Source organism: Lacinutrix sp., from assembly GCF_023299985.1.
Classification (GTDB): Bacteria; Bacteroidota; Bacteroidia; order Flavobacteriales; family Flavobacteriaceae; genus Lacinutrix.
Genome location: NZ_JALZVX010000143.1, coordinates 1 through 26,486 on the forward strand (window position 1 = coordinate 1; position 26,486 = coordinate 26,486).

A 26,486-nucleotide genomic window follows, 5' to 3' on the forward strand; every position below is an offset into this window, starting at 1 on the left:
GCTAATGCTAATGTTAGTATTACTATTTTTTTCATTTTTTTGGTTTTATTTATTGTTAATTGGTTTCTATTGTTTGTTAATTAATTTTTATTGTTTGTTTACATTCCAATTGTACGGAAAATAAGATAGTTTCGATTTTTCGTCAATTTTCTCTGTTCTGTATTTATTAATAAAGTCTATTTCTGTAGTTCCATTCATGGTAAAATCTTCTTTATACCATTCCATTATTTTTGATGCTGCTACACTTTTCTTTTTAGCATTTACTTTTAAAAACGAACCATTTAAAGCTATTTTAGTTTGCTTTTCTAATTGTGTTTCTAATGTCGCTGGCAAGTATGCTTTATTAATTAAAGGAGGACAACCTAATGCACCACATACTAAAACAAAATGAAAACGCGCATCTTTAAAATTACCTCTTAATAACTTATGTTCTACATCGTTTAAAGTAATTTGCTTTCCACCTATACTGTGCTTTGTCTTATCGAAAAAACCTTTATCGTCTAAAGGTGATTTTGTTGGGTAATTATCCACAATTCCTTTAATAACAGATAAGTTGTAAGCGTTTATCCAAAAGGCTTGATAATTATTAGCATCACTTTTAGAAACCGAAATACCTTCAGCTACTTTTAAAACTTCGTCCAAAGCTTTTGTATCTTTTTTAATAACATCGTATGCTACTTTTCCACTTTTAACGTTCGCTTTAAAAAAAGCATCCGATTGTTTAAAAAAAGTATCAAGATTTTGTGCTTCAGCAAAGATACCTCCTATTACTATTACTATTACTACTAATAAATTTTTCATTAAAGTTCTATTTATATTTCCGTAAAAACGAAAACCTGTTAATTGTTTAAATTGTTATAACTTTCGCTTCAGTCTGAAACATTTCAGTAAACTTTCAAAAAAAATTTAAAAATTCCTAGTCTCCCAGACTACATAACCCTTACAAATTAACGCTATTTATATTTATTCTAAATACTTTTTTAAAATTAAGTTTCTATATTGTGGCACGACCTAATCACAATAGTATTTAAAACCAAACCACGATATGGAACACATAGTTATTATAGGAAATGGAATTTCGGGTGTAACTGTAGCTAGGCACATTCGCAAAAACTCTGATAAAAAAATTACTATCGTCTCTGCCGAAACCGATCATTTCTTTTCGCGTACTGCTTTAATGTATATATATATGGGACACATGAAGTATGAACATACCAAGCCGTATGAAGATTACTTCTGGAAAAAGAACAGAATAGAGCTTAAAAGAGGCTACGTAAAAACAGTTGAAACAAAATCTAAAACACTTCATTTTGAAGAAGGTGACACTTTACAATACGATAAATTAGTTATCGCAACTGGAAGTAAACCAAATAAATTTGGTTGGCCTGGACAAGATTTAGAAGGTGCACAAGGCTTATATAGCAAACAAGATCTTGATAATTTAGAACGTAATGCACCAAACAATAAAGTATGTAAACGTGCTGTAATTGTTGGTGGTGGTTTAATAGGTATTGAATTAGCAGAAATGTTAAACTCACGTAATATTCCTGTAACATTTTTAGTAAGAGAAAATAGTTTTTGGAATGGTGTTTTACCTGAAGGTGAAAGCGCTATGATAAACAGACACATACAAAACCACCATATAGATTTACGTTTAGGCTTTAATTTAAAGGAAATAAAAGCTGATGAAAACGGACGCGTAAAATCTATTGTTATTACAGAAACTGGAGAAGAAATAGACTGTAATGTAGTTGGTTTAACTGCAGGTGTCTCACCAAATATAAGTTTTATAAAAGAGTCTGAAATCGAAACCAATCGTGGTGTTTTAGTAAACAGACACTTAGAAACTAACATTAAAGATGTTTACGCTATTGGTGATTGTGCAGAGCAACGTGACAGTGGTATTGGACAACGCAGACCTATTGAAGCTGTTTGGTACACAGGCAGAATGATGGGTGAAACTTTAGCGCAAACCATTTGTGATAATAAAACAGAATATAAACCAGGACATTGGTTTAACTCTGCAAAATTTTTAGATATAGAATACCAGACTTACGGTTGGGTATTTGCAAAACCAAGAGAAAATGAAGCTCATTTTCATTGGAAACATGAAGACGACACAAAATGTATTACTGTTTGTTATGACACTACAAATAATAAATTTTTAGGCATTAATACTTTTGGTATAAGAATGCGTCATGAGGTTTTTGACAAATGGTTAACTGAAGCTCGCGATATTGATTATGTAATAAATAATTTACCAGAAGCTAATTTTGATCCAGAATTTTACAAGCATTTTGAAAAAGATATTCTATCTGCTTACAACAACAATTTACAAACCGCATAATCCAAAAATAAGATGAGTAATAAATTAAACCATAGTATGTCTCTTGCTAAACCAGATGTGCAAGACATTTCTACAAAACAAAAAATAGCTTTAGCTACAGGCTTAGTTGGATTATTAATATTAATCTTAGCTTTTTTTAATGTAAACTTTCCAAACAGAGCTGTATTCTTAACTTTAGCATTAAGCTTAATAACTGCTGGAACTGTAGTATATTCTAGAGATGCTTATTTAACAAAATTAGAAGGCATAAAAAACGATGGTGTTTGGTTTAAGTCTATTTCATCGCGTGGTGCTATGGGTTGGGCATTAGGTGTTTTTTTAACAGCTTTTTATATAGTACTTTACTTTTATGCAGAGCTTTTAGGCGCAGGACAAGGTGCTAATGGTACTAATACTGGTTTAATAGCCCTTTTCGACCCGTTAAGCAATCTACTAAGTGGTAGAGATGCAAGCCAATGGTTTGTTTATGGCACACTATACACAGTAGCAATTGCGGCTTTTGGTTATAAGTTTATATTAAAATACCGTCATAATAAATACCAACAAATACGTACGGTTTCGGTTATCTTTTTTCAATTAGGCTTTGCTTATTTGATTCCTGAATTTATGCACGTTATGAATAGTGATTTACCTTATTACGATTTAAAAAGTGTATGGCCACTTAACTATTATCTTTTTCAAGATTATCATTTAAATCAATTCCTTAGTGCTGGAAATATTGGTACTACCTTAATAATCTTTGGCATTGTTTCAACATTAGTAATCACACCTATTTTAACTTACAAATATGGAAAACGTTGGTATTGTTCTTGGGTTTGTGGTTGTGGAGGCTTAGCCGAAACTGCTGGAGATTCTTTTAGACAACTATCATCTAAAAAAATGTCTTCATGGAAACTAGAGCGTTGGTTAATTCATGCAGTATTAGTTTTTTCTGTGATAATGACTGTTGGAGTCGTTAGCTCTTTCTTAAAAGGAGGTTGGGTAGATGGTGTATTTGTAGAAGGTAATTATTGGTTAAGCAACGAAGCATTTCTTACAAGTGTTGGTTTGTTTCTTACTGTTATATTTGCTGGAGTAATGATTTTTAAAAGAAGTGAATTAGGTAAAGATGCACTTTATGGCGCTATTGGTTATGCATTAGTTATCTTATCTTTATTTGTAGTTTATTTTACTGGAACTAACGAAGAAATATTTTTCGTTAATTCTGGCACTCTTAAATCTGCTTACGGTTTTTACATTGGCTCAATATTCTCTGGTGTTATTGGTACTGGTTTCTATCCTATTTTAGGAAATAGATCTTGGTGTCGTTTTGGATGTCCAATGGCAGCTATTCTAGGATTTCAACAACGTATGTTATCAAAATTTAGAATTACAACAAACGGTGGACAGTGTATTTCTTGTGGTAACTGCTCAAACAGTTGCGAAATGGGAATAGATGTAAGACATTATGCTCAAAAAGGAGAAAATATTGTACGTTCTAGTTGCGTAGGTTGTGGTGTTTGTAGTGCTGTTTGCCCAAGAGGTGTATTAAAATTAGAGAATGATAGTATGGATGGAAGAATTAATCCGACTGAAGTACTATTAGGAAACGATGTTAACTTAATGGATTTATTAAATCAAAAATAAGTTTTAAAACACGTTCTTGCTTTTAGTAGAATTAAAATGAAAAACACTTTCTTTATATTAGCTTTCATAATAAGTTTTTACGCTTCCGCGGAAAAGATTTACAAGAAAACTTACTACAAAAGCGGAACCATTAAAGCTGAAGGCTGGACAGAAAATAAGCTAAAAATTGACTACTGGAAATTTTACCACCAAAACGGAAACCTAGAGAAAACAGGAGAATTTAATAACAATCTAGAACATGGTTTCTGGGAATTTTACCATGACAATAAAAATTTAAAAGCCAAAGGCGTATTTAATAACGCACAACGCACTGGATTTTGGACGTACTTTTTCGACAACAAAACCATTAATAAAGTTGGTAATTTTAAAAACGGAAAAGAATCTGGTTTTTGGAAAGCATATTTTACAAATGGTAATTTAATGCGAGAAGGCTATTATAATAGTGGGTATTTTGAAGGTTACTGGAAATTCTATCACTTTAATGGTAAACTAAAAAAAGAAGGTACATTTGCTAACGGAAAACCAACAGCATACTGGAAAAATTATTTTGATAATGGCTCTCTAAAATCTGAAGGTTTTTACAAAAACGGAAAAGAGGAAAATTTTTGGACTTATTATTTTGACAATGGTAAGCTTTTAAAATCTGGCAATTATAAATCCGGGTTAGAAAACGACTATTGGACGTTCTATAAAAAAAACGGTACAAAAGAAAAAGAAGGTCATTTTTTTAATGGCAAGCAAACAAATTGGTGGTTGTTTTATAACGACATGGAAAAGATAAATCATAAATGTCAATTAAAAGACAATCAAAAAAATGGATATTGCTTACTATATGAAAACGAAAAACTAGTAGCTGCAAGTAAGTTTTCCGATGGAAAAAAAATTAAAACGTGGACAGATTTAGCCACTTTTAAAAAAGAAAATAAATTAAGTGATCTTAGATAAATGCCCAAAATAAAAGTTATTATTCCTGCTTACAACGAGCAAGATTCTATTGCAAATGTTATTAGAGACATACCAAAAAGCGTAGAAGAAGTTATTGTAGTAAATAACAACTCTACAGATAACACAGTTAAAAATGCTAAAAACGCAGGAGCAACAGTACTCACCGAAAACAATAAAGGTTACGGTTATGCTTGTTTAAAAGGCATGAGTTACATTGCCAATTTAACAGAGAAACCAGATATTATAGTATTTCTAGATGGAGATTATAGTGATTACCCAGAAGAACTAACCCAAATCGTAGCTCCAATAATAAATGATGATATAGATTTTGTAATTGGCTCAAGAGTTAAACGACTAAGAGAAGGTGGCTCTATGACACCACAGCAAGTTTTTGGTAATTGGTTAGCAACATTTTTAATGTCGCTATTTTTTAGAGCAAAATTCACAGATCTAGGCCCTTTTAGAGCTATTAAATATAATAAGCTTTTAGCTTTAAAAATGGAGGATAAAACTTATGGTTGGACTGTAGAAATGCAACTCAAGGCTCTAAAACAGAAATTCTCTTATATAGAAATACCTGTACGATACAAACAAAGAATAGGAGTAAGTAAGGTGTCTGGAACAGTAAAAGGAACTATATTTGCTGGTTTTAAGATACTAGGTTGGATTTTTAAATACAGTTTTAAGAAGTGATTTATATAAACATAGTTATTATAATAATTTATTCGATAGCACTTGTGCTCATATTTATGTATGCCTTAGCGCAACTAAATCTGCTTTTTAATTATTTATCTGCACAGAAAAAACAAAATAAAACGCCATCTTTAGATTATAATAATCCAGAGGAAGTACCATACGTTACAATTCAATTACCAGTCTTTAATGAAGAATATGTAATGGAACGCCTATTAGATAATATAGCTTTATTAGACTACCCAAAAGAAAAATTAGAAATTCAAGTTTTAGACGACTCTACAGATAATACAGTAAAAACAACCTCTATTCAAGTTGCAATGCTTAAATCTAAAGGTTTAGACATTGTTCATATTTGTAGAACTAATCGTGAAGGATTTAAAGCTGGCGCATTAAAAGAAGGCTTAAAAGTAGCCAAAGGTGAATTAATAGCCATTTTTGATGCAGATTTCCTTCCTAAAAAAGATTGGTTAAAAAAAACAATTCCCCATTTTATAGATAAAAATATTGGTGTTGTACAAACACGTTGGGGACACATTAATAGAAATTACTCAACACTTACAAAAATACAAGCATTTGCTTTAGATGCGCATTTTACGTTAGAGCAAGTAGGCAGAAACAGTAAAGGTCATTTTATTAATTTTAATGGCACAGCTGGTGTATGGCGTAAACAGTGTATTCTAGATGCTGGAAATTGGGAAGGAGATACTTTAACCGAAGATTTAGACCTTAGCTATCGTGCACAACTTAAAAACTGGAAATTTAAGTACCTTCAAGATGTGGAAACTCCTGCAGAATTACCAGTAGTTATCAGCGCAGCACGCTCGCAACAATTTAGATGGAATAAAGGAGGTGCCGAAAACTTTAGAAAGATGATGTGGAAAGTCTTGAAAAGCAAAAACATTTCTTCAAAAACAAAACTACACGGTTTATTACATTTATTAAATAGCAGCATGTTTTTAAACGTACTTATTGTTGGTGTATTAAGTATTCCAATGTTATATATTAAAAATGAATATGCGCATTTGAAACCATACTTTTACGTTATGAGTTTCTTTGTAATAAGTACTGTAATTTTCTTTATTTGCTATTGGTCAATGTACAAACGTACTTATGGTGGTGGATTTAAAAACTTTATACAATACATAGGTATGTTTTTTACCTTTTTCTCAATAGCAATGGGATTTAGTTTACATAATTCTATTGCAGTTTTAGAAGGACATTTAGGGAAACGCAGCGACTTTGTTCGTACACCAAAATTTAATATTAACAGTATAAAAGATAGCTGGAAAGGCAACAAATACTTAAAAAAGAATATTTCTATAAACGTTATTTTTGAAGGACTATTAATGCTTTATTTCGCTTTTGGTATGTACAGTGCCTTTATTGTTGGAGACCAAGGTGGCGATTTTGGGTTGTTTCCTTTTCACTTAATGTTATTTTTAGGTTTTGGCTTTGTGTTCTTTAAATCCTTAACTTCTAAAGCATAGCTATTATATAATAAAAGCTCTGTCACCTTATTTTCAAAAAATGACAGAGCTAATAAAAATAAAACTGATTTTCTATTCTACTACGAGAATTCTAAACTCAATACCTTCTGGCATTGCACTAATATCCTCTGTAAACATGGTCCAAAAAGTACCTGTATTATATAACCCTAAAGTTTTATCTAAAAACACACCTCCATCTGCTACATGTGTAATAACAAATTTAGCATCTGGATTGCTATTTAACAATATGTCGTCTATAGCAGATGCTTGTTGAACTTCTGCTGCAAGAATACTTGCGCTACTAGTTACATGTACTAATTCTGTAGCGTTATCACTTTTTAAGATAATATTAAAAGCAGCATTAACAGGTATAGCTGTTCCTGCTTGGTTAAAAATTCTCCATTTATTTATTGAAGCATCATATAAAACACCTGTATTGTTATTATTATAAATTCCATTTGGATTAAAATAATTACTAATTATAAGCACAGTATCCGGATTATTATTAATTCTATCATCATCTATTGTAGATATAAAAGATCCATCTGTAGCAACATGAGTTATAGCATCTCCATCTTTAGAAATGAAAACATTATAAGCACTATTTATAACCATTGAAACTGAAATATCTTCATTATATATAACCCATTTTTCTTGAGTAGAATCATACCATAATCCAGTAACATTGTCATTATAAACAGAGTTTGGCGACCAGTTATGGTTTATAACAATTTTTGCTTCAGGATTGCCATTTAAATCTGAGTGATCAAGATATGTATTATTATTAGATGAATTATCTGCAGTTGCAATATGTGTAAAAATAACATCACTAATATCATTAACGTTTACAGTAATAGATGAAGTTGTTGATGCTTCAGAATTAGATGCCGTAACAGTAGCAGAGATAGATCCGTTACTTTCGTAGTCAAATAAGCTCGCATTGGCAATAGTAACTTCTCCTGTTGAGGTATTAATACTCAATGCTCCTGATGGTGTTTGAGATGTAATTGCATAAGTGACTGTTTCTGTAGAATTACTAGTAGCTGTAATAGCACCAATAACTTGATTTGCTGTAACTGTGTTCTCATCAAAACCAGTAACTAAAGATGTTGCAGTTATTGTTTTAGGAGTTGGTTCCGGCACACTTACTGTTGGAGAATCATCATCACTAGAACAAGAAGTAGATAATATTAAAATTCCCATTAAACATGTAATACTTTTAAATGTTGTTTTCATTGTCTTATAAATTATTTGTTTATTAATTATGGTACAATGATATTGTTAAAACATGCTCAAGTCGACTGAATACGTCGAAGTAGATGTATTCGGACTTATTTTAATTAAAAGAATTAAGCTAAATAGCAATTTTTAACTGCTTAATATACTGGGTAGGAGTTTGAGTAGTTATTTTTTTAAAAGCTGCTTGAAACGTTGATTTTGAATTAAATCCAGCATCAAAAGCCAAACTTAGTATTGTATAGTTTTCGGTTTTATTCTCTTCGAATAAAGAAATTAAATAATCAACACGATACTTATTTACAAACTCGTAAAAATTCTTATCAGTAGTTTGATTTATAATTGCCGACAAGTAGCTTTTACTAATATTTAATGTTTCAGATAGAATTGTTAATGACAATTCTGGTCTTTTATAGATATGTTCTTCTTCAAATAATTTAATGAGTTTAATATATATAGGATTATCTTTTTGAATTTTCAAGCTTTTATCTCTAACACTATCTTCTTCTAAATCTCTTTCAACTGTTATAGTTGCATCTTGATTTTTGTTAGATTTAAAAACAGGCAACAACGCTTCATCTCTAATAAATCCTGTCCAAGAAATCCACTGTAAAACAAAAGCTATAAACAACCATAAAAAATAATAGATATTCATAGAATGAATATTTATTGAGATAGCATATGTATATACAGCTACCCATAGTAAACAAAATACTAAAACAACAACGAGCAGTCGTTTATGGAAAATAAGTTTTGAAATGTTATAGTTAGAATATTGCTTTTCTATTAAAGTTTCTATCTCACCTAACTTTTTATATGAGATAAATCCCATGTACAACGTAAATAGTATTCCAAAATATTCTTCAAAATTGAATATAAAATTAACAACATCTATATTTATAACATTTTTGTTGTAATGCATTAAAACTCTTATACTAATGTGCAAAATTGTAAAAATCACAAAAGGAGCGAAAGCAAAATAATTATTTCTAGTTAACTCTTTTTGAAACGGTGCAGTAAAAACGATATAAAAATAAAAACATGCAGCTGATAACATTGCCCATGGAAAATAAAGACTTTCTAGTATAGGCATTACTTTAACTACTCCTATATCGTAACTAAAATAATAAAGCAAATTCATCGATAACCCAAACAACATTATGGCTAAATATTTAGCTGTTTTTTTAGAGTGATTTTTTTTTAAAATAATCACACATAAAATGAGCCCTTGTAGCGCACCAAACATCATTAATATATTAGCTAAATTCCAATTCAACTTGTAAGGTTTTACATAAAATATTAAATATAGTTAAAAATTTATATTTTGCAAATACAACAACACCTATTTAGGTAGTTTTGTTATATTTACTTTTTTAGATCTACATGTTAAATCAAGCTTTATTTAAAACCAAAAAACTATCACTTCTATTATTGATAATAAGTGCTTTATTTTATTTTTTGTTTGCATATAATTTAGAACGTACAGAGTATCTTAAACTCATTTTGCTCTATTCTGGTTTGTTTGTTTTGTTTTACAAACTCATTCATCTTAATAAAAACAACACATCCTTTTTAACAGCAGTTGCTTTTCTGTTTAGAGCGATTTTTCTACTTACAATTCCAAACTTATCACAAGATTTTTATCGTTTTATTTGGGATGGACGCATGATTTTAGAAGGCTACAATCCATACTTATACACACCAGAATCGTTTATATCTAAAGGTTTGTTTCCTATTGCTCAGGCTCAAGAGTTGTATGTTGGTATGCGAGAACTTAATGCAAGCCATTTTACTAATTATCCACCTGTAAACCAGTTATGTTTTATTATTTCTGCTTTGTTTGCAAGTAAAAGTATAGTTGGCTCTGCAATAGTTTTAAGATTGCTAATTATAGTTGCCGATTTTGGAACACTCTATTTTGGCAAAAAACTACTAGAGAAACTTAAACTCCCTGCTCACAATATCTTTTGGTATATACTCAACCCATTTATAATAATAGAACTCACAGGAAATCTTCATTTTGAAGGTGTTATGATTTTCTTTCTTGTCTGGAGTTTATACTTATTACATTCTAAAAAATGGAAATGGGCAGCAGTTGTTTTTGCTTTATCTATAGCAACTAAACTTGTTCCGCTTATGTTTCTACCCTTATATTTTTGGTGGTTTTTATCAAAAAATAATAAACAAACCGTCATTGCGAGTGAAATGAAGCTACCTGTTGAAATTGATGAGGTTTCCACATCGTTAACTCCTAATAATTGTAGTTGGAACGGAATAATAAAATTAATTAGCTTTTATGCAATAGTAATAGTAACCACACTACTCCTTTTTGCTCCATTTTTCTCAACACAGTTTATAGACAACTACTCAAAAACCGTAGGTTTATGGTTTGGTAATTTTGAGTTTAATGCTAGTATTTATTACTTAGCTCGTGAAATTGGCTATTGGTTTAGAGGTTGGAACGAAATTGCAATAATTGGCAAAGCACTTCCAATTATTACTGTACTATATATTTTATTCTTATCCTTTTTTAGAAAAAAAACAGATATCAAAAAACTAATTAATGCAACGCTATTTAGTTTTACTATTTATTTATTTTTAAGTACTACTGTACATCCATGGTATATTGCAACCATTCTTATATTAAGTGTATTTACAAATTATAAGTTTCCTTTGGTTTGGAGTTTTATAGTTATTATTAGTTATCTGGCTTATGCTAATGCAGATAATACCGAAAACCTCTGGATTATAGGTTTTGAGTACTTGGTGGTTTTTAGTGTGTTTATTTGGGAGGTTTTTATAAAAAAGAACCAAAGAGCTTAAAAAAATTAAGAGATTATGTTCTTAATAATGACTTCTTTAAACTTTTTTATATCGTAAGGTTTCAAAATGAAATCTGTCATTCCACAATCAAATATTTTATGTTTCACCTCTTCTATCTCAACCGCTGTAAGTGCAATTATTGGAATTTTAGTATTAAACTCACGCACCTCTTTTGTAGCTTGAACACCGTCTTTTACAGGCATGTTTATATCCATTAAAACAATATCATATTCGTTCTTTTTAATCACCTCAATTGCTTCTTGACCATTATTTGCTATAGAACAAATTACCTCTTCTTTTTCTAATATTTTCTTTGTAACAATTTGATTTATACGATTATCGTCAACAATAAGTATACGTTTTCCTTTTAGAGGTATAGTATTAAATGCTATAATTTTAGATGCTTCATTTTCTGCTATTTCATCTTCATAAACAATATCGTAACTTAATGTAAAATAAAAAAGAGAACCTTTTCCTAAATCACTTTCAAGAAATATTTTAGAGTTAGATAATTTTAATAATTTAGAAACAATAGGTAAACCTAGACCAGAGCCTTGATAATTATAATTTTCAGGATTTGCTTGAGTAAATTCTTCGAAAATTTCAATTTGTTTAGATTTTACTATTCCTATTCCTGTATCTCTTACACTAAATTTTATTTTTGCATTGTTTTTACTTAAAGACTCTGTTTCTAATAAAACAAATATGTCTCCATTCTCTGTAAATTTACATGCATTTCCAATAAGGTTTATTAGAATTCTAGAAAGATGGATAGAATTACCACTCATAAAAGCAGGCATGTTTTCTGATATACTTATGTGTATTTTGTTATTGTTTTGAATTAACATATACTCAAAAGACGACAAGACTGTGGATATAAGACTTTTTATACTAAATACCTGTTGCTCGTTTTCTATTTTATTAGAGTCTATTTTATTTATTTCTAATACATCGTTTATAAGTGCTAATAAATAATCTGCAGAAAACTTTAAAGATTTTATGTCCTCTTCATGGCTCTTTAGAGACTCATCTTCTAGCAAAATAGTGCTTAATCCTATAACACCATACAAAGGTGTACGTAACTCATGACTAACGGTAGAAAAGAAACTGCTTTTTGCTTTAGTCAAACGCTCTGCTTCCTCTTTTGCCTTTAGGTACTCTAGATTTTTAATATTTACTTCTTTTACTAACTGTTTACGCTTTTTTGATAAAAAATAAAACTGTAATAAAAAAAGTAAAGAAATAATTGTACCAACAATAAGCGTATAATTAATAATACTTTTAAATTTAATTTTCTCTGTTTTTAATTGCGAATCAAATTCAGCTTTAATCTTTTCTTCTCTATATTCCTCTACTTTAAATTCAGCGGTTATTTCTGCTGTTTCTTTAGATTTTTGTTTTTGGAAATTTAAAGATTTTATTGAGTCGTATAATCTACTATATTTTAAAGATTCTTCATACGCTTTAAGTCCTTCAAGAGCAACACTATATTCTTCGTATAATTTCTCTAGAGGAAGTGAAAACTGTTGTTTTTTAAAATTTGGATCACTAAGATATGGCGATGTATATTTAACAGCTTCGCTATAATCCTTTTTAAGATTGTAATAAGATGCAGCAAGTGGCATGTAATCTATATATAATAGACTGTCACGAGATTTTGACACCATGGGAAGAAACTCATTAATTTTTTCTATTATCTCTTCTCCTTTATCTAAATGGTTAACCTTTATTATATTATTTAAATAATTATAATAGGTGTTTGTTAAATTAACTGTATCTCCAGTTTTTATATTAAGAGCTATTGTTTTCTCCATATAAACAATTGCTTTATTAATTTTTTCTTCTTTGCCTTTTACAAAATTAATAAAAGAAAGTATCATGTAACTCTCTCCCAAGTAAGGATCGTTTTTAAGTTTTATAGCATACTCTCTAGCCTTATTAATACATTTTTCTGCGCTTACAGTATCATTCTGTTCTAAATAATCATATCCTAATCCAGAATTTGCTTTTAGTTTATAATAGTCACTATTAGCTGCTCTTGCTTTTTCTAGTAATTGGGTACGTGCTTTAAAAGAATCATAAAATCTACCAGACATAAAAGCCAATAAACCTAAAGAATCTAGCGTTTTTAGTTCTTTAATTACGTTCGAATTAGGAGTAATAGTATCTCTATCGTTTTTAGCTGTTTGACCAAAACTAAATGAATAAATAACAAAAAAAAGCAGGAAAAAAAATAATTTTAATCTCATTAGAAGCGCCTATATAAAATTGAATATATAAATATATAATGTCAAAAGCAAGGTTTTAGCGATATTATACGCGTTTTAGCGATGATTTTGATTATAAAATGGTGTCAACCAATTTATTAGAAACAAAATTTGACTATGGAAATTAAAAAAGAGGACTTGATTGAATTTATATCAGAAATTATATAAAATATTAATTTAGGTGAAATACAGCCTATTTTTACAGATGTGCTATTACACTTGTTCTTTTTAGTTAAAACTTTTTTGTTGTTAGAGATATTGTAAGTAATTTTAAATATTACTTTTCTACTTTTTAGTTTATCTTCTAATGTGTTTGAAAACCTTATTTAGATATTAAAAAGCAAACTACATCATCATTAGCTTCTGTAATTCTAGTTCTGTTAATATTTTCCAGTTACCTCTTGGGATGTCTTTTTTAGTTAAATGTGCTATTTGCACACAATCAACTCTTACTAATTCAAGTTTAAAGTAGTCGAAAATAGTATGTAGAATAGTATTTCCTGTATTCTTTATTTTAATACCAACTTCGTTTTTCTTGTCACCAACGTAATCAATTTCTTCAACATTAATTTGCTTACCTTCAATACGTAAACCTTCGCGAATTTTCTTTAAATCTTCTAGTTTTAGATTATTATCTAATTCTAAATGAAACAAACGCTCTACACCTTTGTTAGAATTTGTAAAACGAGACACAATTTTTTCATCATTTGTAAACAGTAATAAACCAGTAGAATTTCTACCTAAACGTCCAATTGGTTTTATTCGTGAAGGTGTTGCATTTGCTACTAAGTCCATAACCGTTTTACCTTTATGTTCACTTGTAGTTGTTGCGAAACCTTTAGGTTTATTTAATAAAACATAGGCTTTTTTCTCTGGATTTATTCTTGATCCATCGTAACGTACTTCGTCTTCCAGTTTCACTTTATAGCCCATTTCTGTAACTATTTTACCGTTAACGCTAACTAAACCTGTAGCGATATGTACATCTGCATCACGACGAGAGCACACACCAGAGTTTGCTATATATTTATTTAATCTAATATCACTTGAATTAGAAGCCTTGTTAGACTGAACTCCTTTCTTAGCTTTAACATCAGAATTTTTTATTCCAGCACTATCTTTTGCAAAATTATTTTTATATGATTTTCTTCCTCCGTTTGGAGCAGATTTACCTTGTCGATGTCCGCTTTGTTTACTCATAGCTTGTAATTTTATCCTCAACTATTTTTGAGGGTGCAAAGATAGATTATAATTTAACATGTACTATCTATTATAAAGGTTTGTTTCTAAGGCATTTTAACCTAAAAAATATAATATTAATCTTTATATTCTACTGTAGATTGCCTTTCCCTGTTTACTGCTAATTTAGTAACGTCTGGTCTTGAATAATGACCAACTGAATCGAAATTTTGGCGTTCTTCGAAAACACGGTTAAAATCTATTTCTTGAATTATTAAACCATCTTTGTGTAAAACCGGCTCAACAATCCACTCTCCATCTGGTCCTGCAATGCAACTACCTCCATTTGCTAAAACATCTGGGCAATTTTCTAATATTTTATCTAAATGTGGCATCTCTTTAGGAAATAAATCTTTAGTCATTAAACTTGAGACTGAAACAACAAAAGAGCGCGACTCTCTAGCTATAAATCGTGTGATGTCTTTTGTATTATGGTCGCTGCCTGGCCAGACTGCTATGTGTAAATTCTCGCCTAAACCATATAATGCTGTTCTAGGTAATGGCATCCAGTTTTCCCAACAGTTAAGACCACCAACTGTAAATTGCTTTAAACTGTGCACTTGTAGCCCATTACCATCGCCTGGAGACCATGTTAATCTCTCATCGTAAGTTGGTTGTAGTTTTCTATGTACAGATTTTATTTCTCCTGTAGCGTCTATATAAACAAGTGAGGCGTAAATTGAATGTCCTCCTCTATTTTTTGCACGCTCCATAATACCTAAATATACTGCGATTTTATGTTGTTTGGCCAATTCGCAAACTGCATCCAATTCTCCAGCTTCTATTTGAATAGAGTTGCGAACATATTCTGCGTGCAACTCTTTATTTACCTGTGTATTCCATTCTGCTCCTCCTGTTAAGGCTACCCAAAATGGATAACCTGGTACTAAAGCTTCCCCAAAAACTATAAGTTCGCAACCTTTTTTACCAGCTTCAGTAATAGAATGTTCTACTTTTTTTAATGTTTCAATTTTATTTAAAAGCACAGGAGAAATTTGTGCCATTGCTATTTTTAGGGTGTTTTCCATTTATAAAATACGTTTTAATACTAAATTTACATCAATCAACAAGATACTAAATACTCCAGCCACTACTATAATTTTAAGAATATTATGTAACAGTACATAATGTGTTTTGGTGGAAGATTTCCATAATAAAAAAAGAAAGATAACAAGTAAGATTACTGCTGCATAAAAGTAATAATTCATTTTACCAATTTCGAAAACATTAATTAGTAAATACAATGGTATCAAAGTTAATACAACTAAAATAGTCATCATGTTTTTACTAACTTTTTCACCATAAACTACTGGTATTGTTCTATAATTTAAAGCTAAATCACCTTTCATGTTTTCTAGATCTTTGGTGAGTTCTCTAATAGCAATTATTAAAAATAAAAAAGAAGCGTGTACAAAAACTACAGTATCGAAATTTTTATAGTATATAAATATGGCAAAAAATGGTGCTATTGTTAAAAGTGCTGAAACAATATTACCAACTATAGGTCTCTTTTTTAATTTATGAGAATAAAACCATATGCCAAAAATGTAAGCCGAAAAAAATAGTACAGGATTAAAAGACACATAACTTGCCATTACTATCGCAGAGAAATTAAGCACAAAATAGAACGACAACTTTGTGTTCTGGCTTACCAATTTATCTAACATAGATTTGTTAGGTCTGTTAATTAAATCTTTCTCTGAATCGTAAAAATTATTGATTATATAACCTGCAGCAATTATTGCTGCGGAAGCCAAAACAAGCATTAGTAAATTAACATCTAGTAGTACTTTTTTTGCAGGTTTATCGTGAGCAAATATGTAAATAGAAGTTAAATATTGTGCAATAACAATAATGAGAATATTATAACCACGAACGACAGAAAACAAACTAAAAAACTTAATTAGAATGTGTTTCTGGTTTCTGGTAAACATAAAAAAGTATTAGATGAGATCCTGAAACAAGTTTAGGATAAAAGTAAATTAAAAATTATAAACCACTTCTAGTTTATAGTCTTTAAGAGACTGTTGTGCTTTATTAATATCTTGAGTGAATCCTAAAATATAACCTCCTCCTCCAGAGCCACAAAGTTTAAGATAGTAATCGTTTGTATCAATACCTTTTTTCCAAAGCTCGTGAAACTGTTTAGGAATCATTGGTTTAAAGTTATTTAAAACCACTTTAGACAATTGCTTTGTATTACTAAACAAAGATTTCATATCACCTTTAAGAAAATCCTCTACACAAGCATCTGTATGTTTAATAAATTGAGTTTTTAACATGTTACGAAAACCTTCCTGTTTCATGTTTTCCATAAAAATACTCACCATTGGTGCAGTTTCACCAGTGATACCACTATCTAATAAAAATACTGCGCCTTTTCCAGAAGTACTTTGAGTTGGAATTCCAGCAGTTTCAATATTATCTTTAGAATTTATGAGTATTGGCAAACTAAGGTAACTATTTAGAGGGTCTAAACCAGAAGATTTACCATGAAAGAAAGATTCCATCTTAGAAAAAACTTGCTTTAATTGAAGTAGTTTCTTTCTTGTAAGATTCTCTAGAACGGTAATTTTATTAAAAGCGTATTTATCGTAAATAGCAGCAACTAATGCTCCACTACTTCCTACGCCATAACCTTGAGGAATTGAAGAATCAAAATACATTCCGTTTTCTACATCTGCTTTTAGTTTTTCAATTTCAAACAACACCAAATCTTCACTTATTTCACTTAGATATAAAGTGAATTTTTGTAAATTTTTATTCGATTTTTTTGCTTCTTCTGATGGATTCTCATCCGTTTTTAGAGCTCCATTATAAAAGTTAAATGGTATTGATAATCCTTTAGAATCTTTAATAATTCCGTATTCTCCGAAAAGTAAGATTTTTGAATAAAAAAGTGGACCTTTCATTTATTTAGTGTTCTGTATTTAGTTGCAATTAAAACAATTAAGAAAATTAAAGTTTTTTTGCTCCAAATCCAATTCTATCACAAATATAGTGACCATTTTGGCAATATGCAACTAACTCATTTTTTATGAATTTTAAAATAGCTTCAGCTTCATTTTCAGGGTACAAAATATGAACATTTGCTCCAGCATCTAAAGTAAAACAAATATGTAAACCGCTTTCTTTTCTAAAGCTCCAAATTTTATTAATTATTTCAAGTGTATTTGGTTTCATTAAAATAAAATAAGGCATACTCGACATCATCATAGCATGAAGCGTTAATGCTTCACTTTCTACTAAAGCAATAAAAGCATCTAAATCTCCAGAAGTAAGTATAGATTTTATCTTGGTAATATTTTCTTCGGCTTGGTTAAAACGTTCTTGAGCAAAAGCATGACCATGCATTAAATTATGACCAACTGTACTACTCACCTGTTTTTCGCCTTTATCTACTAGTAAAATAGTGTCTTGATAGTTTTTAAAGTTTTGGTGAACTTGATATGGATATTTTACACCAAATAAATCACTACTGCCATCAATATCTTCATGTTTTCCCCAAACAACTAAATCTCCTTCTAAACTTCTACAGGCACTTCCTGATCCCAATCTTGCTATAAAAGATGCTTTTTTAATGAAGTATTCTTCAGTAATTTTAGAATTTAATTCTTTTTCTATACTCATTAAACACAATGCCAAAGCGCTCATTCCAGAAGCAGAAGATGCTATACCTGAGCTGTGTGGAAAAGTATTTCTTGTTTCTATTTTAAAGTGATAGTCTTTTAAAAAGGGTAAATAAATTTTAATTCTCTCAAAGAAGGTTTTAATTTTAGGTTCAAAATCTTTTTTATGTTCTCCATCTAAAAATACTTTAAACGAAAAATCGTCATTAGTATTTTCTCTTTTAGAGTAACTTAAATTAGTTATGGTTTTACATTCACTAAGAGTAAAACTAATAGATTGATTTTGTGGTATTTGATGCTCTTTTTTTCCCCAATATTTAACTAAAGCAATATTACTAGGTGAGGACCAAGAAATCTCACCATTAGTTACGTTTGTTGATGAGTTCGTAGGAGTAAACTGACTTGTAAGCATGTGTTAATAAATTTAAACAAATATAGTTTTAATTCTGTACAAAAATTTCTATTTTGGCAACTAAGTAAAATGTCAATTGGTAAAGTGATGCTTACCGTTAAGTAAATGATGTGCATTTGATTGATTGATAATTACAACTAACACTTAGCTACAGAGATCCCTTAAAACCCTCAACTCAAAGCTACATAAACAGTTTTAGAAATAAAACTAACCTATAAATGGACAAAAAACAAAGAATAATTCTCACCATGTTAGAACTGGTGGTCAAACAAGGAGTTCACGCAACTCCTATGTCTCAAGTTGCTAAAGAAGCTAGTGTAGCAGTGGGCACTATATATCATTATTTTAAAAATAAAGAAGAAATTATAGAAGAAATATACTCTATGATTTGTCAAGATTTTGGTGTTGTAATGATGGCAAATGTGCCAGAAAATGATGTGAAGAAGCAATTTAAAATTATGTGGTTAAATCTATATAGTTACTTTATTGGAAATCCGTTAGCTTTTAAATTCATAGAGTTTGTTGGAGTACCACCTATTATCACCGCAGAGATTAGAGCCAAAAGCACTCCTCATCTTATACATATTAAAGAATTCTTTTTAGCAGGTATACTAAGTAAAGATCTTAGGGATGTAAATTTAAGACTAATAATACAAATGAGTTTTGGAAGTGTTATTTCGGCTACAAGGTTAAAATTTAAAAATGAGCTAGAAATGGATAAAGAACAAATAAACGACGCTCTTAAAATGACTTGGGATAGTATTAAGAATCCTGAAAAACATTAAACAAGTTCTAATAATATTTTAATTGTATTATAATTTCTTAAAGTAGCGCTTACGTTAAGTTTCTTCTCAAACGTATTCATGTTAAATTTTGTACGACCGTAACCTATTAACGAATAAAAATAAAGACAATCTTTTACAATTGAAAACTTCTCGTTCTCAAAAGTTGTTTTATCAATTTCTTTTACAAGATTAGCATCTGGTATTTTATTTAATAAAATAACTTTTAATTTTCTTTTCTTCTGAAAAAACACAAGAATCAAAAATTACCTGTAATTCTGCTTTTTTTACAATAACTGGTACAATAAAACCAAAATGAGAACTGATAGTTTTTTGAATTTTTCCTTCTAGTCTTTTAGTATTATTCTCTTAAGGACTGAAAAACTATATTCTCACTTTGTATATACGTTCTCACTTCATCAAATCCTACTTTGATTAATATTTCTTTTAAAACTACCATAGGTACTTTTTTGTGTCCTCCAACATTTATTCCTCTAGTTAAAGCAACGTAAGTTATCATGTTTTAAAAATATTTTGTGAAACAATATAGGCACCTGTCCAAGCATTTTGAAAATTAAATCCTCCAGTTACTGCATCTATATTTAAAACTTCACCAGTAAAATATAGGTTTTTAAGTAGCTTGCTTTCAAAAGATTTAAAATTCACTTCTTTTAAATTTACACCACCTGCTGTTACAAATTCCTCTTTAAAAGTACTTTTACCATCTACATTAAAAACAGCACAAGTTAATTGATTTGCTAAATTATCTATTTGTACTTTGTTACAATCTGCCCAACGTGTTTCTAAATCTATTCCCGAAGCTAACACTAATTGATGCCATAACCGTTTTGGCAGATTAAATTGAGTGTAATTAATAATTTTTTTCTTATTCAACTCTTTTTTAATGTCATTTAATTGTGAAATTGCAATATCATTATTGGTATCAATAAAATTAACTTCAATAGCAAATTTATAGTCCCTTTCTGCTAAATCTAGAGCTCCAAATGCAGACAGTTTTAAAATAGAAGGCGCACTCATTCCCCAATGTGTAATCAATAATGGACCATTAGATTCTAGATTTGTATCTACAACTTTTACAGTAACATTTTTTGCTACAACTCCAGGAATATCTTTAATACGATCATCTTTAATATTAAAGGTAAAAAGTGACGGAACTGGAGCAGATACTGTATGACCTAGGTTTTCTAGTATATTCCATATTTTAGGATTGCTACCTGTTGCTATTATTAATTTTTTGCAAGTAAAATTTGCATTTTTAGTGTTAACAATCCAATTGCTTTCTTGATGTGCAATACTTACTACTGGATTATTTTTTAACAACTCTACATTGTGTTTTTTAGCTTCAGCTAAAAAACAATCAATAATGGTTTGCGAGCTATTAGACACTGGAAACATACGTCCATCATCTTCAATTTTTAATTCTACACCTCGCTCTTCAAACCAAGCGATTGTATCACCTGTCATAAACGTATGAAAAGGACCTAATAATTCTTTTTCACCTCTAGGATAATTAACTACTAAATCTTGTGGAATAAACTCTGCATGTGTAACATTACAGCGTCCTCCTCCAGACACTTTAACTTTTGTCAACACGTCTTTCCCACGCTCTAAAATGGTGACTTTAGCTTCTGGATTTTGTTCGGCAATATTTATTGCTGCAAAAAAACCTGATGCTCCACCACCTACTACTATTACATCTTGTTCAATCATAATCTATCTGGAAAATCGGAGATGATACCATCTACCTTATATTGTTTCATTCTTTCAATTTCTTCTTTCTTATTAACGGTCCAAACATTTACTAAATATCCTAAATCCTGAGCATGTATTACATTTGCTCGTGTAACTAAGGCTATGTTAGGATGAATAGCTTTTGCTTTAATTTTAGCGGCAAACTGGGTAGCTTCTTCCATGTTTGCCTTACTTAAAACGGCAAGGTGAATTTTAGGATTCAACTTAAAAACGGTTTCTAATTCGCGGTGTTGAAAACTTGATACTAAAAATTCTTTATAATTTGCTTTTCCATTTTCAACATACTTCTCAATTATATCTACTGTTTCTTTAGCAGTATTTTTACCTTTAAGTTCAATATTAATAAAACACGACATATTAACAACTTCTAATACATCAATTAATGTAGGTATTTTAAAACCATTTCTCAACCTTATATCTTGTAATTGTGTTAACGAAAAATTAGAAATTTCTCCTGTAAACTTAGTTAATCTATCTATTGTAAAATCATGAAAAACAACTAATTCACCAGACTTACATTTATGTACATCTATCTCTATGCCGTCAACTCCTAATTCAATAGCTTTTAAAATAGAAGATATAGTGTTTTCTAACACATAACCTTTTGCTCCTCGATGTCCTATTTTAAGAATTTTTGGCATTTTATATTGAAAAAAATTATAATTTGGTCTCGTTAATATTCTTTTAAAAAAGAAACACAATTTATGATTTTAAATATAAAACGCATATTAATTTTATCTATAATTTTAGTATCCTGCCAAACAGGAAAGCTTGAAGTTATTGCAAATATTGATAATAAACTAGATGAAGTATCTGCTAATGAAATTATACCTCAATCTAATTTAATTTGGGTTATTGAAGATTCTAATAACAAAAATAATATTTATGGACTAAATGCTAAAGGCAATATTTCAAAAAATATTGATGTTAGTAATGCAAAAAATATAGATTGGGAAGATCTTACAAAAGATAAAGAAGGTAATTTATATATTGGTGACTTTGGCAATAACTCTAGAAAACGAAAGATTTTTACTATTTACAAAATTAATAAAATTGCAACTATTGCGTCAAGCACTAAGGCAGACATAATTAATTTTACATTACCTAAAAACGTACCTTCAGAAGACTTTGAAGCCTTCTTTCTATGGGACGGTTTATTTTATATTTTTAGCAAAAATGATAAAAAAACAAAAGTTATTACTGTACCAAATAGCATTGGTAATCATGAAGCTTCTTTCTATGCTGAATATAAGCTTGAAGGCAAAAACACTCCAATTACTGCTGCAGATATAAGTGCAGATGGTAAGCAAATTGCTTTATTAAACCACGATAAAGTATGGCTTATTAGTGATTTTAAAAAACCTAATTTCTTTAAAGGCAACGTTACTGCACTTCCTTTTATGCATAAATCTCAAAAAGAAGGCTTATGTTTTAAAGATTCTAAAACTATTTATATTTCTGATGAAAGAAAAAAACATGATGGAAAAATATATAGCTTTAATTTAGATTAAAGGCATTTTAAAACGCTACTTCAAACCCGAAAGAAAACCTTAAACCTTCATTACTATTAAAGAAGTTAAAAGTACCTTGAATTGATTCTGCGGCAGACACCCAAAAACCACCTCCATAATCGTTATGCCATTTATTGGAAGATTCTCCTTTTAACCATACTCTACCAACATCTCCACCTGCAAAAACACCTATTTGCAAAGGTAATGTTGCTGTTTTAAAAGAGTTAAAACTATAACGAACATCTGCACTACCTACTAAGGAATTCTTTCCTGTAAAGCGTTGATTTCTAAACCCTCTTAATCCATTTATTGCGCCAATATTTGCAGCTTGATAGAATACTAAATCGTCTCCAAACCTTGCTTGTCCTCGTAAGTCTGTTTTTAAAACTAATTTTCTATTGGTTGATAAAGCATTATAAAAACCTAAATTATAGTTTAAATAGCCATAAGTATTTTTAGTGTTTTCTGGCTCTGTTTTAATTCCTGTATTTAAATTAAGCGTCATGCCTCGAGTTGGTGTAATTTTATTATCGAAACTAGCATAATTAAAATCTGCTTCAGTTGCTAAGAAAAAACGTCTGTTATAAAATTCGTTATTAAAAGAAGATGGTGAAAATGTTTCTATAAAACGATCTGTAGTTTCTGCTATTTCTATTCCTTCAGCTATAAATTTAAATCCATAATCACTACCAAAATGACCGCGTTTTAAAACACCTACACTTGCTTTGTATATACTTGTTTTAACTCTATTAAAATCTAAATCTAACTCATCATTATTTACAGTTTCGTTTCCAAATCCAAAAAAGTTATTAGAAAAATTCTCGCCTGTTAATTGGCCTCCAACATGTAAATTCCAATCTTTAAATAAATTTGCAAACTTACCATCGTACTCTATACTAAAACCGTCTGTTCCAAAAAAATAGCCTCCTTTAAAACGATGTTGTTGCGAGTATGGGTTACGCTGAAAACCTTTTGTAGTTTTAACTAAAGAAACGCCTAATGCAAAACCATCGTCTGGATTGTAAGCTAAACTTGGTGTTATAATTCCTGTTCTTACTATGTTTTTATTAAAGTCGAATAAATTATTATTATAATTATCTATAAAATTAATTTTTGCACCATTATTTTCTTGAATTGTGTTTGGCTTAGATTCATGGTCGTAAACACGAACTCTCTTTCCGTTTTTTATAATGTAGGTATCGTTATTTTGACCTCCAACTATTCTTGTGAAAATTAAATTATTTGCTTTGCCTGTAACTTCAAAAATATCATCATCGTCCAAACCATAAATCCAGAGTTCTTTAGTAATGTCCTTATTAAAATTTCTATCTATTAATACTTCGCCTTTTTTACCATCTATAATTCTAGATATTTTTACATTGGTCTGGTTATCTCCAATACGATTGATTTCGAAATAATCGTCTTTATCTGTTCCTGTTATAATTACTAATTGGTTTAAATAGTTATAATAACGCTCTGCAATGTCAAGCATATTGGACTTTCTAGCCTTTAGCAAATCTTTAATTTCGGCAAGAGATTTATCGTTAACTTCTTTAGGTACTTTAGAAAATGCCGTGGTTATAACTTGATCTGTAATGTTATCCATTAAAAATTTAGCCTGCTTTAACCATACTGCTCTATCTGATTTTTGAATTAAAACTTTATCCAGTTTTATGCCTGCACTATTCATCCATTCAATATCCTTAAGTTCTGCATCGTAAACTTGAAGCTGTTTTGTTGCGCCAGACAAAACTTTCATTACATCTAGTAAAGCTCCATCAAAATTTGAAAACACTTGGTCTCTATCTCTAGGAATTGGTTTAAATAACTTGTCGCCATTTTCTTGATTAAATTGTGCCCAACGCCATTGGTCTTGATGCCTATCCCAATCTCCAATAAGCATATCGAAAAGTCTTGCTCTTATGTACGCGTTTTCGTCTATTTTATATTTTTCATCTTTTCTAATTTTTGTAATAATATCGTGTGTACTTTCAATATCATCTGCATATCCAAAGTTTTTTTCTTCGCTATAATTTTCTTCAGGACGTTCTTCAATCATATACAATTCATCTCCATAATCTGTATTATAATCACCCAAATATTTGTGCTTAGGAATGTAAAATAACTTTGGGTTTGTATGATAAAGATTGGCTGCATTAGACAAATCTGGAACCACAAAAAACGCATAAGGATGTGCAGCAGTGTAAAAATCTAATACTACGTCTTCAACTTTTGTTTTATCAAAGTCGTTTTCGACATATGTTTCTTTAAACAATACTGTTTGTAAATATTGCGTAGCACTTTTTCTAAGCGCTCTCATATTTAATTGTCTGCCGTCTTTGGTTGCTAATCTAAGTGAACGCGTTTGATGTCCTCCACCTGCTCTTACGATTTCTAATCCTCCATATAACGTATCTAAAGTTGCTACTTTTGCTGTTATTTTTCTACTATATAATTTTCGATACCTATTTCCTAATAACGTTTTATATATTCCTGTTTTCTCTGTTTCTTCTTTAGTGTAAATTGAAGTTTGAACCGTTTTTGGAAACGAATCCTGTAAAACATCTGTATTAAAAATAGCTCTACTTTTTGGTAAAACTTCTTTGGTAAACATTAATTTAGGTTCTCCATTTTCAGACACATAAATACTTACCCAAGTACTACCATCTTTAAAAATTGTTAATTCGGCAAAGCCTTGTTGCCCAACAGAAAATAGTCCGTTTTTACTTAATGCAGCTGCAGACTTTTTAGCACCAGAACCAGAAACAATTTGCTTAATACCATTGTTTTCTATATATTGAATAGAGTGTTCGTGTCCAGACGCAAATATAATATTATCGTATTCTAGAGACATGGTTTCAATACGGTTCATCAACTCATTATACCTCTCGTTGTATCTATCTTGAATAGAAACACCTCCTTGCGTCCTTACTTGAGCTAGTAAAGAGGATAATATTGGTAATGGAATTTTTTTTTGTGTTGGGTAAAGATGTTTACTCGCATCGTAAAAACCACCATGCGTACCATTAGTGTACATTGGATGATGCATAGCAAATATAACACGTTTGTTTTGAGCTTTTTTTAGTTCACCTTCTAATGCTTCGAAAAAACGCTTACGTGTTTTAATTTCACAGTTATCGTTAATTGTTGGATTTTCATTCCAGTTTTCTAAATACCATTGACTATCTATTACAATAAGTTGTACTTCCGCACTTACATCTATACTTTCTAGTGGACAACCATTTTCTGGTTTAAATGTATTTTCCCCTAGAGCATATTCTATATATTTTTCTTCTCGCTTAACACCTTCTACACCATCTGCATACCAATCGTGATTACCAGGAATCATAACTGTTTTACCCTTAAAACCAGCTACCGATTTTATTTGAGCATCTAGCGCGTTTTCTGCAGTCGCTCTACCGTCACTTCCTTTTTTAACCAAACCATCTGGATACACATTATCACCTAAAAATACAGTATAATCTTTTTTAGTGTCTTTATTTTTTATGTGCTTATTAAATGCCGTTAAACCTAAAGACATACCTCCAATTGGAGATTTCCCTGCATCACCAATTAGGTAAAATGTTCTATCAATTTCCTTATTAGGTAGCTGCTTTATAGTTTTCTCTTTGCTTCTATATTGCGCAGTAAATGTTGCACAGCCTGATAGCGTTAATAATAAAACAGTTAGAATTATGTTATTTTTAATCATA

General features: G+C 30.0%; 21 protein-coding genes. 8 read left to right on the plus strand and 13 right to left on the minus strand.

Annotation, left to right across the window (positions count from 1 at the left end):
- Positions 1-87: 87 nt before the first annotated feature.
- Entirely contained in the window at positions 88-801 is a 714-nt protein-coding gene (locus Q0C58_RS07695; RefSeq protein WP_290699609.1) for a DUF547 domain-containing protein, read from the minus strand.
- Positions 802-1,045: 244 nt separating this feature from the next.
- On the opposite strand from Q0C58_RS07695, the gene Q0C58_RS07700 reads away from it, so the two are divergent.
- From Q0C58_RS07700 to Q0C58_RS07720, 5 genes are read left to right on the plus strand one after another with little or no spacing between them, the layout of a single operon-like run.
- Positions 1,046-2,347, plus strand: a complete 1,302-nt coding sequence (locus Q0C58_RS07700; protein ID WP_290699611.1) for an FAD-dependent oxidoreductase — start codon at positions 1,046-1,048, stop codon at positions 2,345-2,347.
- Positions 2,348-2,359: 12 nt separating this feature from the next.
- Complete coding sequence (locus Q0C58_RS07705; RefSeq protein ID WP_290699613.1) at positions 2,360-3,973, plus strand: 4Fe-4S dicluster domain-containing protein; 1,614 nt, start codon at positions 2,360-2,362, stop codon at positions 3,971-3,973.
- Positions 3,974-4,009: 36 nt separating this feature from the next.
- The gene (locus tag Q0C58_RS07710) at positions 4,010-4,918 is read left to right on the plus strand and encodes a toxin-antitoxin system YwqK family antitoxin (RefSeq protein ID WP_290699615.1); all 909 of its coding nucleotides are present in this window, start codon (positions 4,010-4,012) and stop codon (positions 4,916-4,918) included.
- Positions 4,919-5,611, plus strand: coding sequence for a glycosyltransferase family 2 protein (locus Q0C58_RS07715; protein ID WP_290699618.1), 693 nt, complete (start codon positions 4,919-4,921; stop codon positions 5,609-5,611). It abuts the gene before it with no gap.
- Positions 5,612-5,667: 56 nt separating this feature from the next.
- The gene (locus tag Q0C58_RS07720; protein WP_290699621.1) at positions 5,668-7,101 is read left to right on the plus strand and encodes a cellulose synthase family protein; all 1,434 of its coding nucleotides are present in this window, start codon (positions 5,668-5,670) and stop codon (positions 7,099-7,101) included.
- A gap of 72 nt (positions 7,102-7,173) precedes the next feature.
- Here Q0C58_RS07720 and Q0C58_RS07725 read toward each other — a convergent pair whose 3' ends face one another.
- A complete protein-coding gene (locus Q0C58_RS07725; protein ID WP_290699623.1) occupies positions 7,174-8,337 on the minus strand; it encodes a cadherin repeat domain-containing protein in 1,164 nt (387 codons plus the stop codon).
- 118 nt (positions 8,338-8,455) lie between these two features.
- On the minus strand, positions 8,456-9,613 hold the full coding sequence (locus tag Q0C58_RS07730; RefSeq protein WP_290699625.1) for a helix-turn-helix domain-containing protein: 1,158 nt from the start codon (positions 9,611-9,613) through the stop codon (positions 8,456-8,458).
- 107 nt (positions 9,614-9,720) lie between these two features.
- Between Q0C58_RS07730 and Q0C58_RS07735 the strand changes: the two genes are divergently transcribed.
- Positions 9,721-11,160 (plus strand): mannosyltransferase, encoded by a 1,440-nt coding sequence (locus tag Q0C58_RS07735; RefSeq protein ID WP_290699627.1) that lies wholly within the window; start codon positions 9,721-9,723, stop codon positions 11,158-11,160.
- A 5-nt stretch (positions 11,161-11,165) separates the two neighbouring features.
- Here Q0C58_RS07735 and Q0C58_RS07740 read toward each other — a convergent pair whose 3' ends face one another.
- From Q0C58_RS07740 to mvaD, 6 genes are all read right to left on the minus strand, one after another.
- On the minus strand, positions 11,166-13,409 hold the full coding sequence (locus tag Q0C58_RS07740; protein WP_290699630.1) for a response regulator: 2,244 nt from the start codon (positions 13,407-13,409) through the stop codon (positions 11,166-11,168).
- A gap of 363 nt (positions 13,410-13,772) precedes the next feature.
- Positions 13,773-14,627 carry a pseudouridine synthase gene (locus Q0C58_RS07745; protein WP_290699633.1) on the minus strand — a complete coding sequence of 285 codons (855 nt, stop codon included), beginning with the start codon at positions 14,625-14,627 and terminating at the stop codon, positions 13,773-13,775.
- 116 nt (positions 14,628-14,743) lie between these two features.
- Positions 14,744-15,694, minus strand: coding sequence for a carbon-nitrogen hydrolase family protein (locus Q0C58_RS07750; protein ID WP_290699636.1), 951 nt, complete (start codon positions 15,692-15,694; stop codon positions 14,744-14,746).
- Positions 15,695-16,600: a geranylgeranylglycerol-phosphate geranylgeranyltransferase gene (locus Q0C58_RS07755; RefSeq protein WP_290699639.1), complete on the minus strand. Its 906-nt coding sequence runs from the start codon at positions 16,598-16,600 to the stop codon at positions 15,695-15,697. It lies immediately after the preceding gene.
- A gap of 48 nt (positions 16,601-16,648) precedes the next feature.
- Entirely contained in the window at positions 16,649-17,578 is a 930-nt protein-coding gene (locus tag Q0C58_RS07760) for a mevalonate kinase (RefSeq protein ID WP_290699642.1), read from the minus strand.
- Between the two features lie 46 nt (positions 17,579-17,624).
- Positions 17,625-18,707, minus strand: a complete 1,083-nt coding sequence (mvaD, locus tag Q0C58_RS07765; protein ID WP_290699644.1) for a diphosphomevalonate decarboxylase — start codon at positions 18,705-18,707, stop codon at positions 17,625-17,627.
- A gap of 260 nt (positions 18,708-18,967) precedes the next feature.
- Here mvaD and Q0C58_RS07770 point away from each other — a divergent pair, with 260 nt between their 5' ends.
- On the plus strand, positions 18,968-19,492 hold the full coding sequence (locus Q0C58_RS07770; RefSeq protein WP_290699647.1) for a TetR/AcrR family transcriptional regulator: 525 nt from the start codon (positions 18,968-18,970) through the stop codon (positions 19,490-19,492).
- 358 nt (positions 19,493-19,850) lie between these two features.
- Here the strand turns inward: Q0C58_RS07770 and Q0C58_RS07775 are convergent, their stop codons facing one another.
- The 3 genes from Q0C58_RS07775 to Q0C58_RS07785 are packed head-to-tail and all read right to left on the minus strand — an operon-like array spanning position 19,851 to position 21,903.
- On the minus strand, positions 19,851-20,009 hold the full coding sequence (locus Q0C58_RS07775) for a DUF1697 domain-containing protein (RefSeq protein WP_290699650.1): 159 nt from the start codon (positions 20,007-20,009) through the stop codon (positions 19,851-19,853).
- Positions 20,006-21,220 (minus strand): NAD(P)/FAD-dependent oxidoreductase, encoded by a 1,215-nt coding sequence (locus tag Q0C58_RS07780; protein ID WP_290699652.1) that lies wholly within the window; start codon positions 21,218-21,220, stop codon positions 20,006-20,008. Before Q0C58_RS07780 ends, Q0C58_RS07775 begins: the two co-directional genes overlap by 4 nt.
- A complete protein-coding gene (locus Q0C58_RS07785; RefSeq protein ID WP_290699655.1) occupies positions 21,217-21,903 on the minus strand; it encodes a glycerophosphodiester phosphodiesterase family protein in 687 nt (228 codons plus the stop codon). Before Q0C58_RS07785 ends, Q0C58_RS07780 begins: the two co-directional genes overlap by 4 nt.
- A 63-nt stretch (positions 21,904-21,966) precedes the next feature.
- Between Q0C58_RS07785 and Q0C58_RS07790 the strand changes: the two genes are divergently transcribed.
- Positions 21,967-22,773: a hypothetical protein gene (locus tag Q0C58_RS07790; protein WP_290699658.1), complete on the plus strand. Its 807-nt coding sequence runs from the start codon at positions 21,967-21,969 to the stop codon at positions 22,771-22,773.
- Between the two features lie 7 nt (positions 22,774-22,780).
- On the opposite strand, the gene Q0C58_RS07795 is transcribed toward Q0C58_RS07790, so the two are convergent.
- The gene (locus tag Q0C58_RS07795; protein WP_290699661.1) at positions 22,781-26,485 is read right to left on the minus strand and encodes a metallophosphoesterase; all 3,705 of its coding nucleotides are present in this window, start codon (positions 26,483-26,485) and stop codon (positions 22,781-22,783) included.
- Position 26,486 lies beyond the last annotated feature (1 nt).

Excerpts from the sequence above, each read along its gene's own strand:
- Q0C58_RS07695 (WP_290699609.1), bottom strand. The coding sequence starts at position 801 with ATGAAAAATTTATTAGTAGTAATAGTAATAGTAATAGGAGGTATCTTT.
- Q0C58_RS07790 (WP_290699658.1), top strand. The coding sequence starts at position 21,967 with ATGATTTTAAATATAAAACGCATATTAATTTTATCTATAATTTTAGTA.
- Q0C58_RS07715 (WP_290699618.1), top strand. The coding sequence starts at position 4,919 with ATGCCCAAAATAAAAGTTATTATTCCTGCTTACAACGAGCAAGATTCT.
- Q0C58_RS07775 (WP_290699650.1), bottom strand. The coding sequence starts at position 20,009 with ATGATAACTTACGTTGCTTTAACTAGAGGAATAAATGTTGGAGGACAC.
- Q0C58_RS07755 (WP_290699639.1), bottom strand. The coding sequence starts at position 16,600 with ATGTTTACCAGAAACCAGAAACACATTCTAATTAAGTTTTTTAGTTTG.
- Q0C58_RS07750 (WP_290699636.1), bottom strand. The coding sequence starts at position 15,694 with ATGGAAAACACCCTAAAAATAGCAATGGCACAAATTTCTCCTGTGCTT.
- Q0C58_RS07785 (WP_290699655.1), bottom strand. The coding sequence starts at position 21,903 with ATGCCAAAAATTCTTAAAATAGGACATCGAGGAGCAAAAGGTTATGTG.
- Q0C58_RS07780 (WP_290699652.1), bottom strand. The coding sequence starts at position 21,220 with ATGATTGAACAAGATGTAATAGTAGTAGGTGGTGGAGCATCAGGTTTT.
- Q0C58_RS07720 (WP_290699621.1), top strand. The coding sequence starts at position 5,668 with ATGTATGCCTTAGCGCAACTAAATCTGCTTTTTAATTATTTATCTGCA.
- Q0C58_RS07700 (WP_290699611.1), top strand. The coding sequence starts at position 1,046 with ATGGAACACATAGTTATTATAGGAAATGGAATTTCGGGTGTAACTGTA.
- Q0C58_RS07795 (WP_290699661.1), bottom strand. The coding sequence starts at position 26,485 with ATGATTAAAAATAACATAATTCTAACTGTTTTATTATTAACGCTATCA.
- Q0C58_RS07745 (WP_290699633.1), bottom strand. The coding sequence starts at position 14,627 with ATGAGTAAACAAAGCGGACATCGACAAGGTAAATCTGCTCCAAACGGA.
- Q0C58_RS07705 (WP_290699613.1), top strand. The coding sequence starts at position 2,360 with ATGAGTAATAAATTAAACCATAGTATGTCTCTTGCTAAACCAGATGTG.
- Q0C58_RS07735 (WP_290699627.1), top strand. The coding sequence starts at position 9,721 with ATGTTAAATCAAGCTTTATTTAAAACCAAAAAACTATCACTTCTATTA.
- Q0C58_RS07760 (WP_290699642.1), bottom strand. The coding sequence starts at position 17,578 with ATGAAAGGTCCACTTTTTTATTCAAAAATCTTACTTTTCGGAGAATAC.
- mvaD (WP_290699644.1), bottom strand. The coding sequence starts at position 18,707 with ATGCTTACAAGTCAGTTTACTCCTACGAACTCATCAACAAACGTAACT.
- Q0C58_RS07740 (WP_290699630.1), bottom strand. The coding sequence starts at position 13,409 with ATGAGATTAAAATTATTTTTTTTCCTGCTTTTTTTTGTTATTTATTCA.
- Q0C58_RS07725 (WP_290699623.1), bottom strand. The coding sequence starts at position 8,337 with ATGAAAACAACATTTAAAAGTATTACATGTTTAATGGGAATTTTAATA.
- Q0C58_RS07710 (WP_290699615.1), top strand. The coding sequence starts at position 4,010 with ATGAAAAACACTTTCTTTATATTAGCTTTCATAATAAGTTTTTACGCT.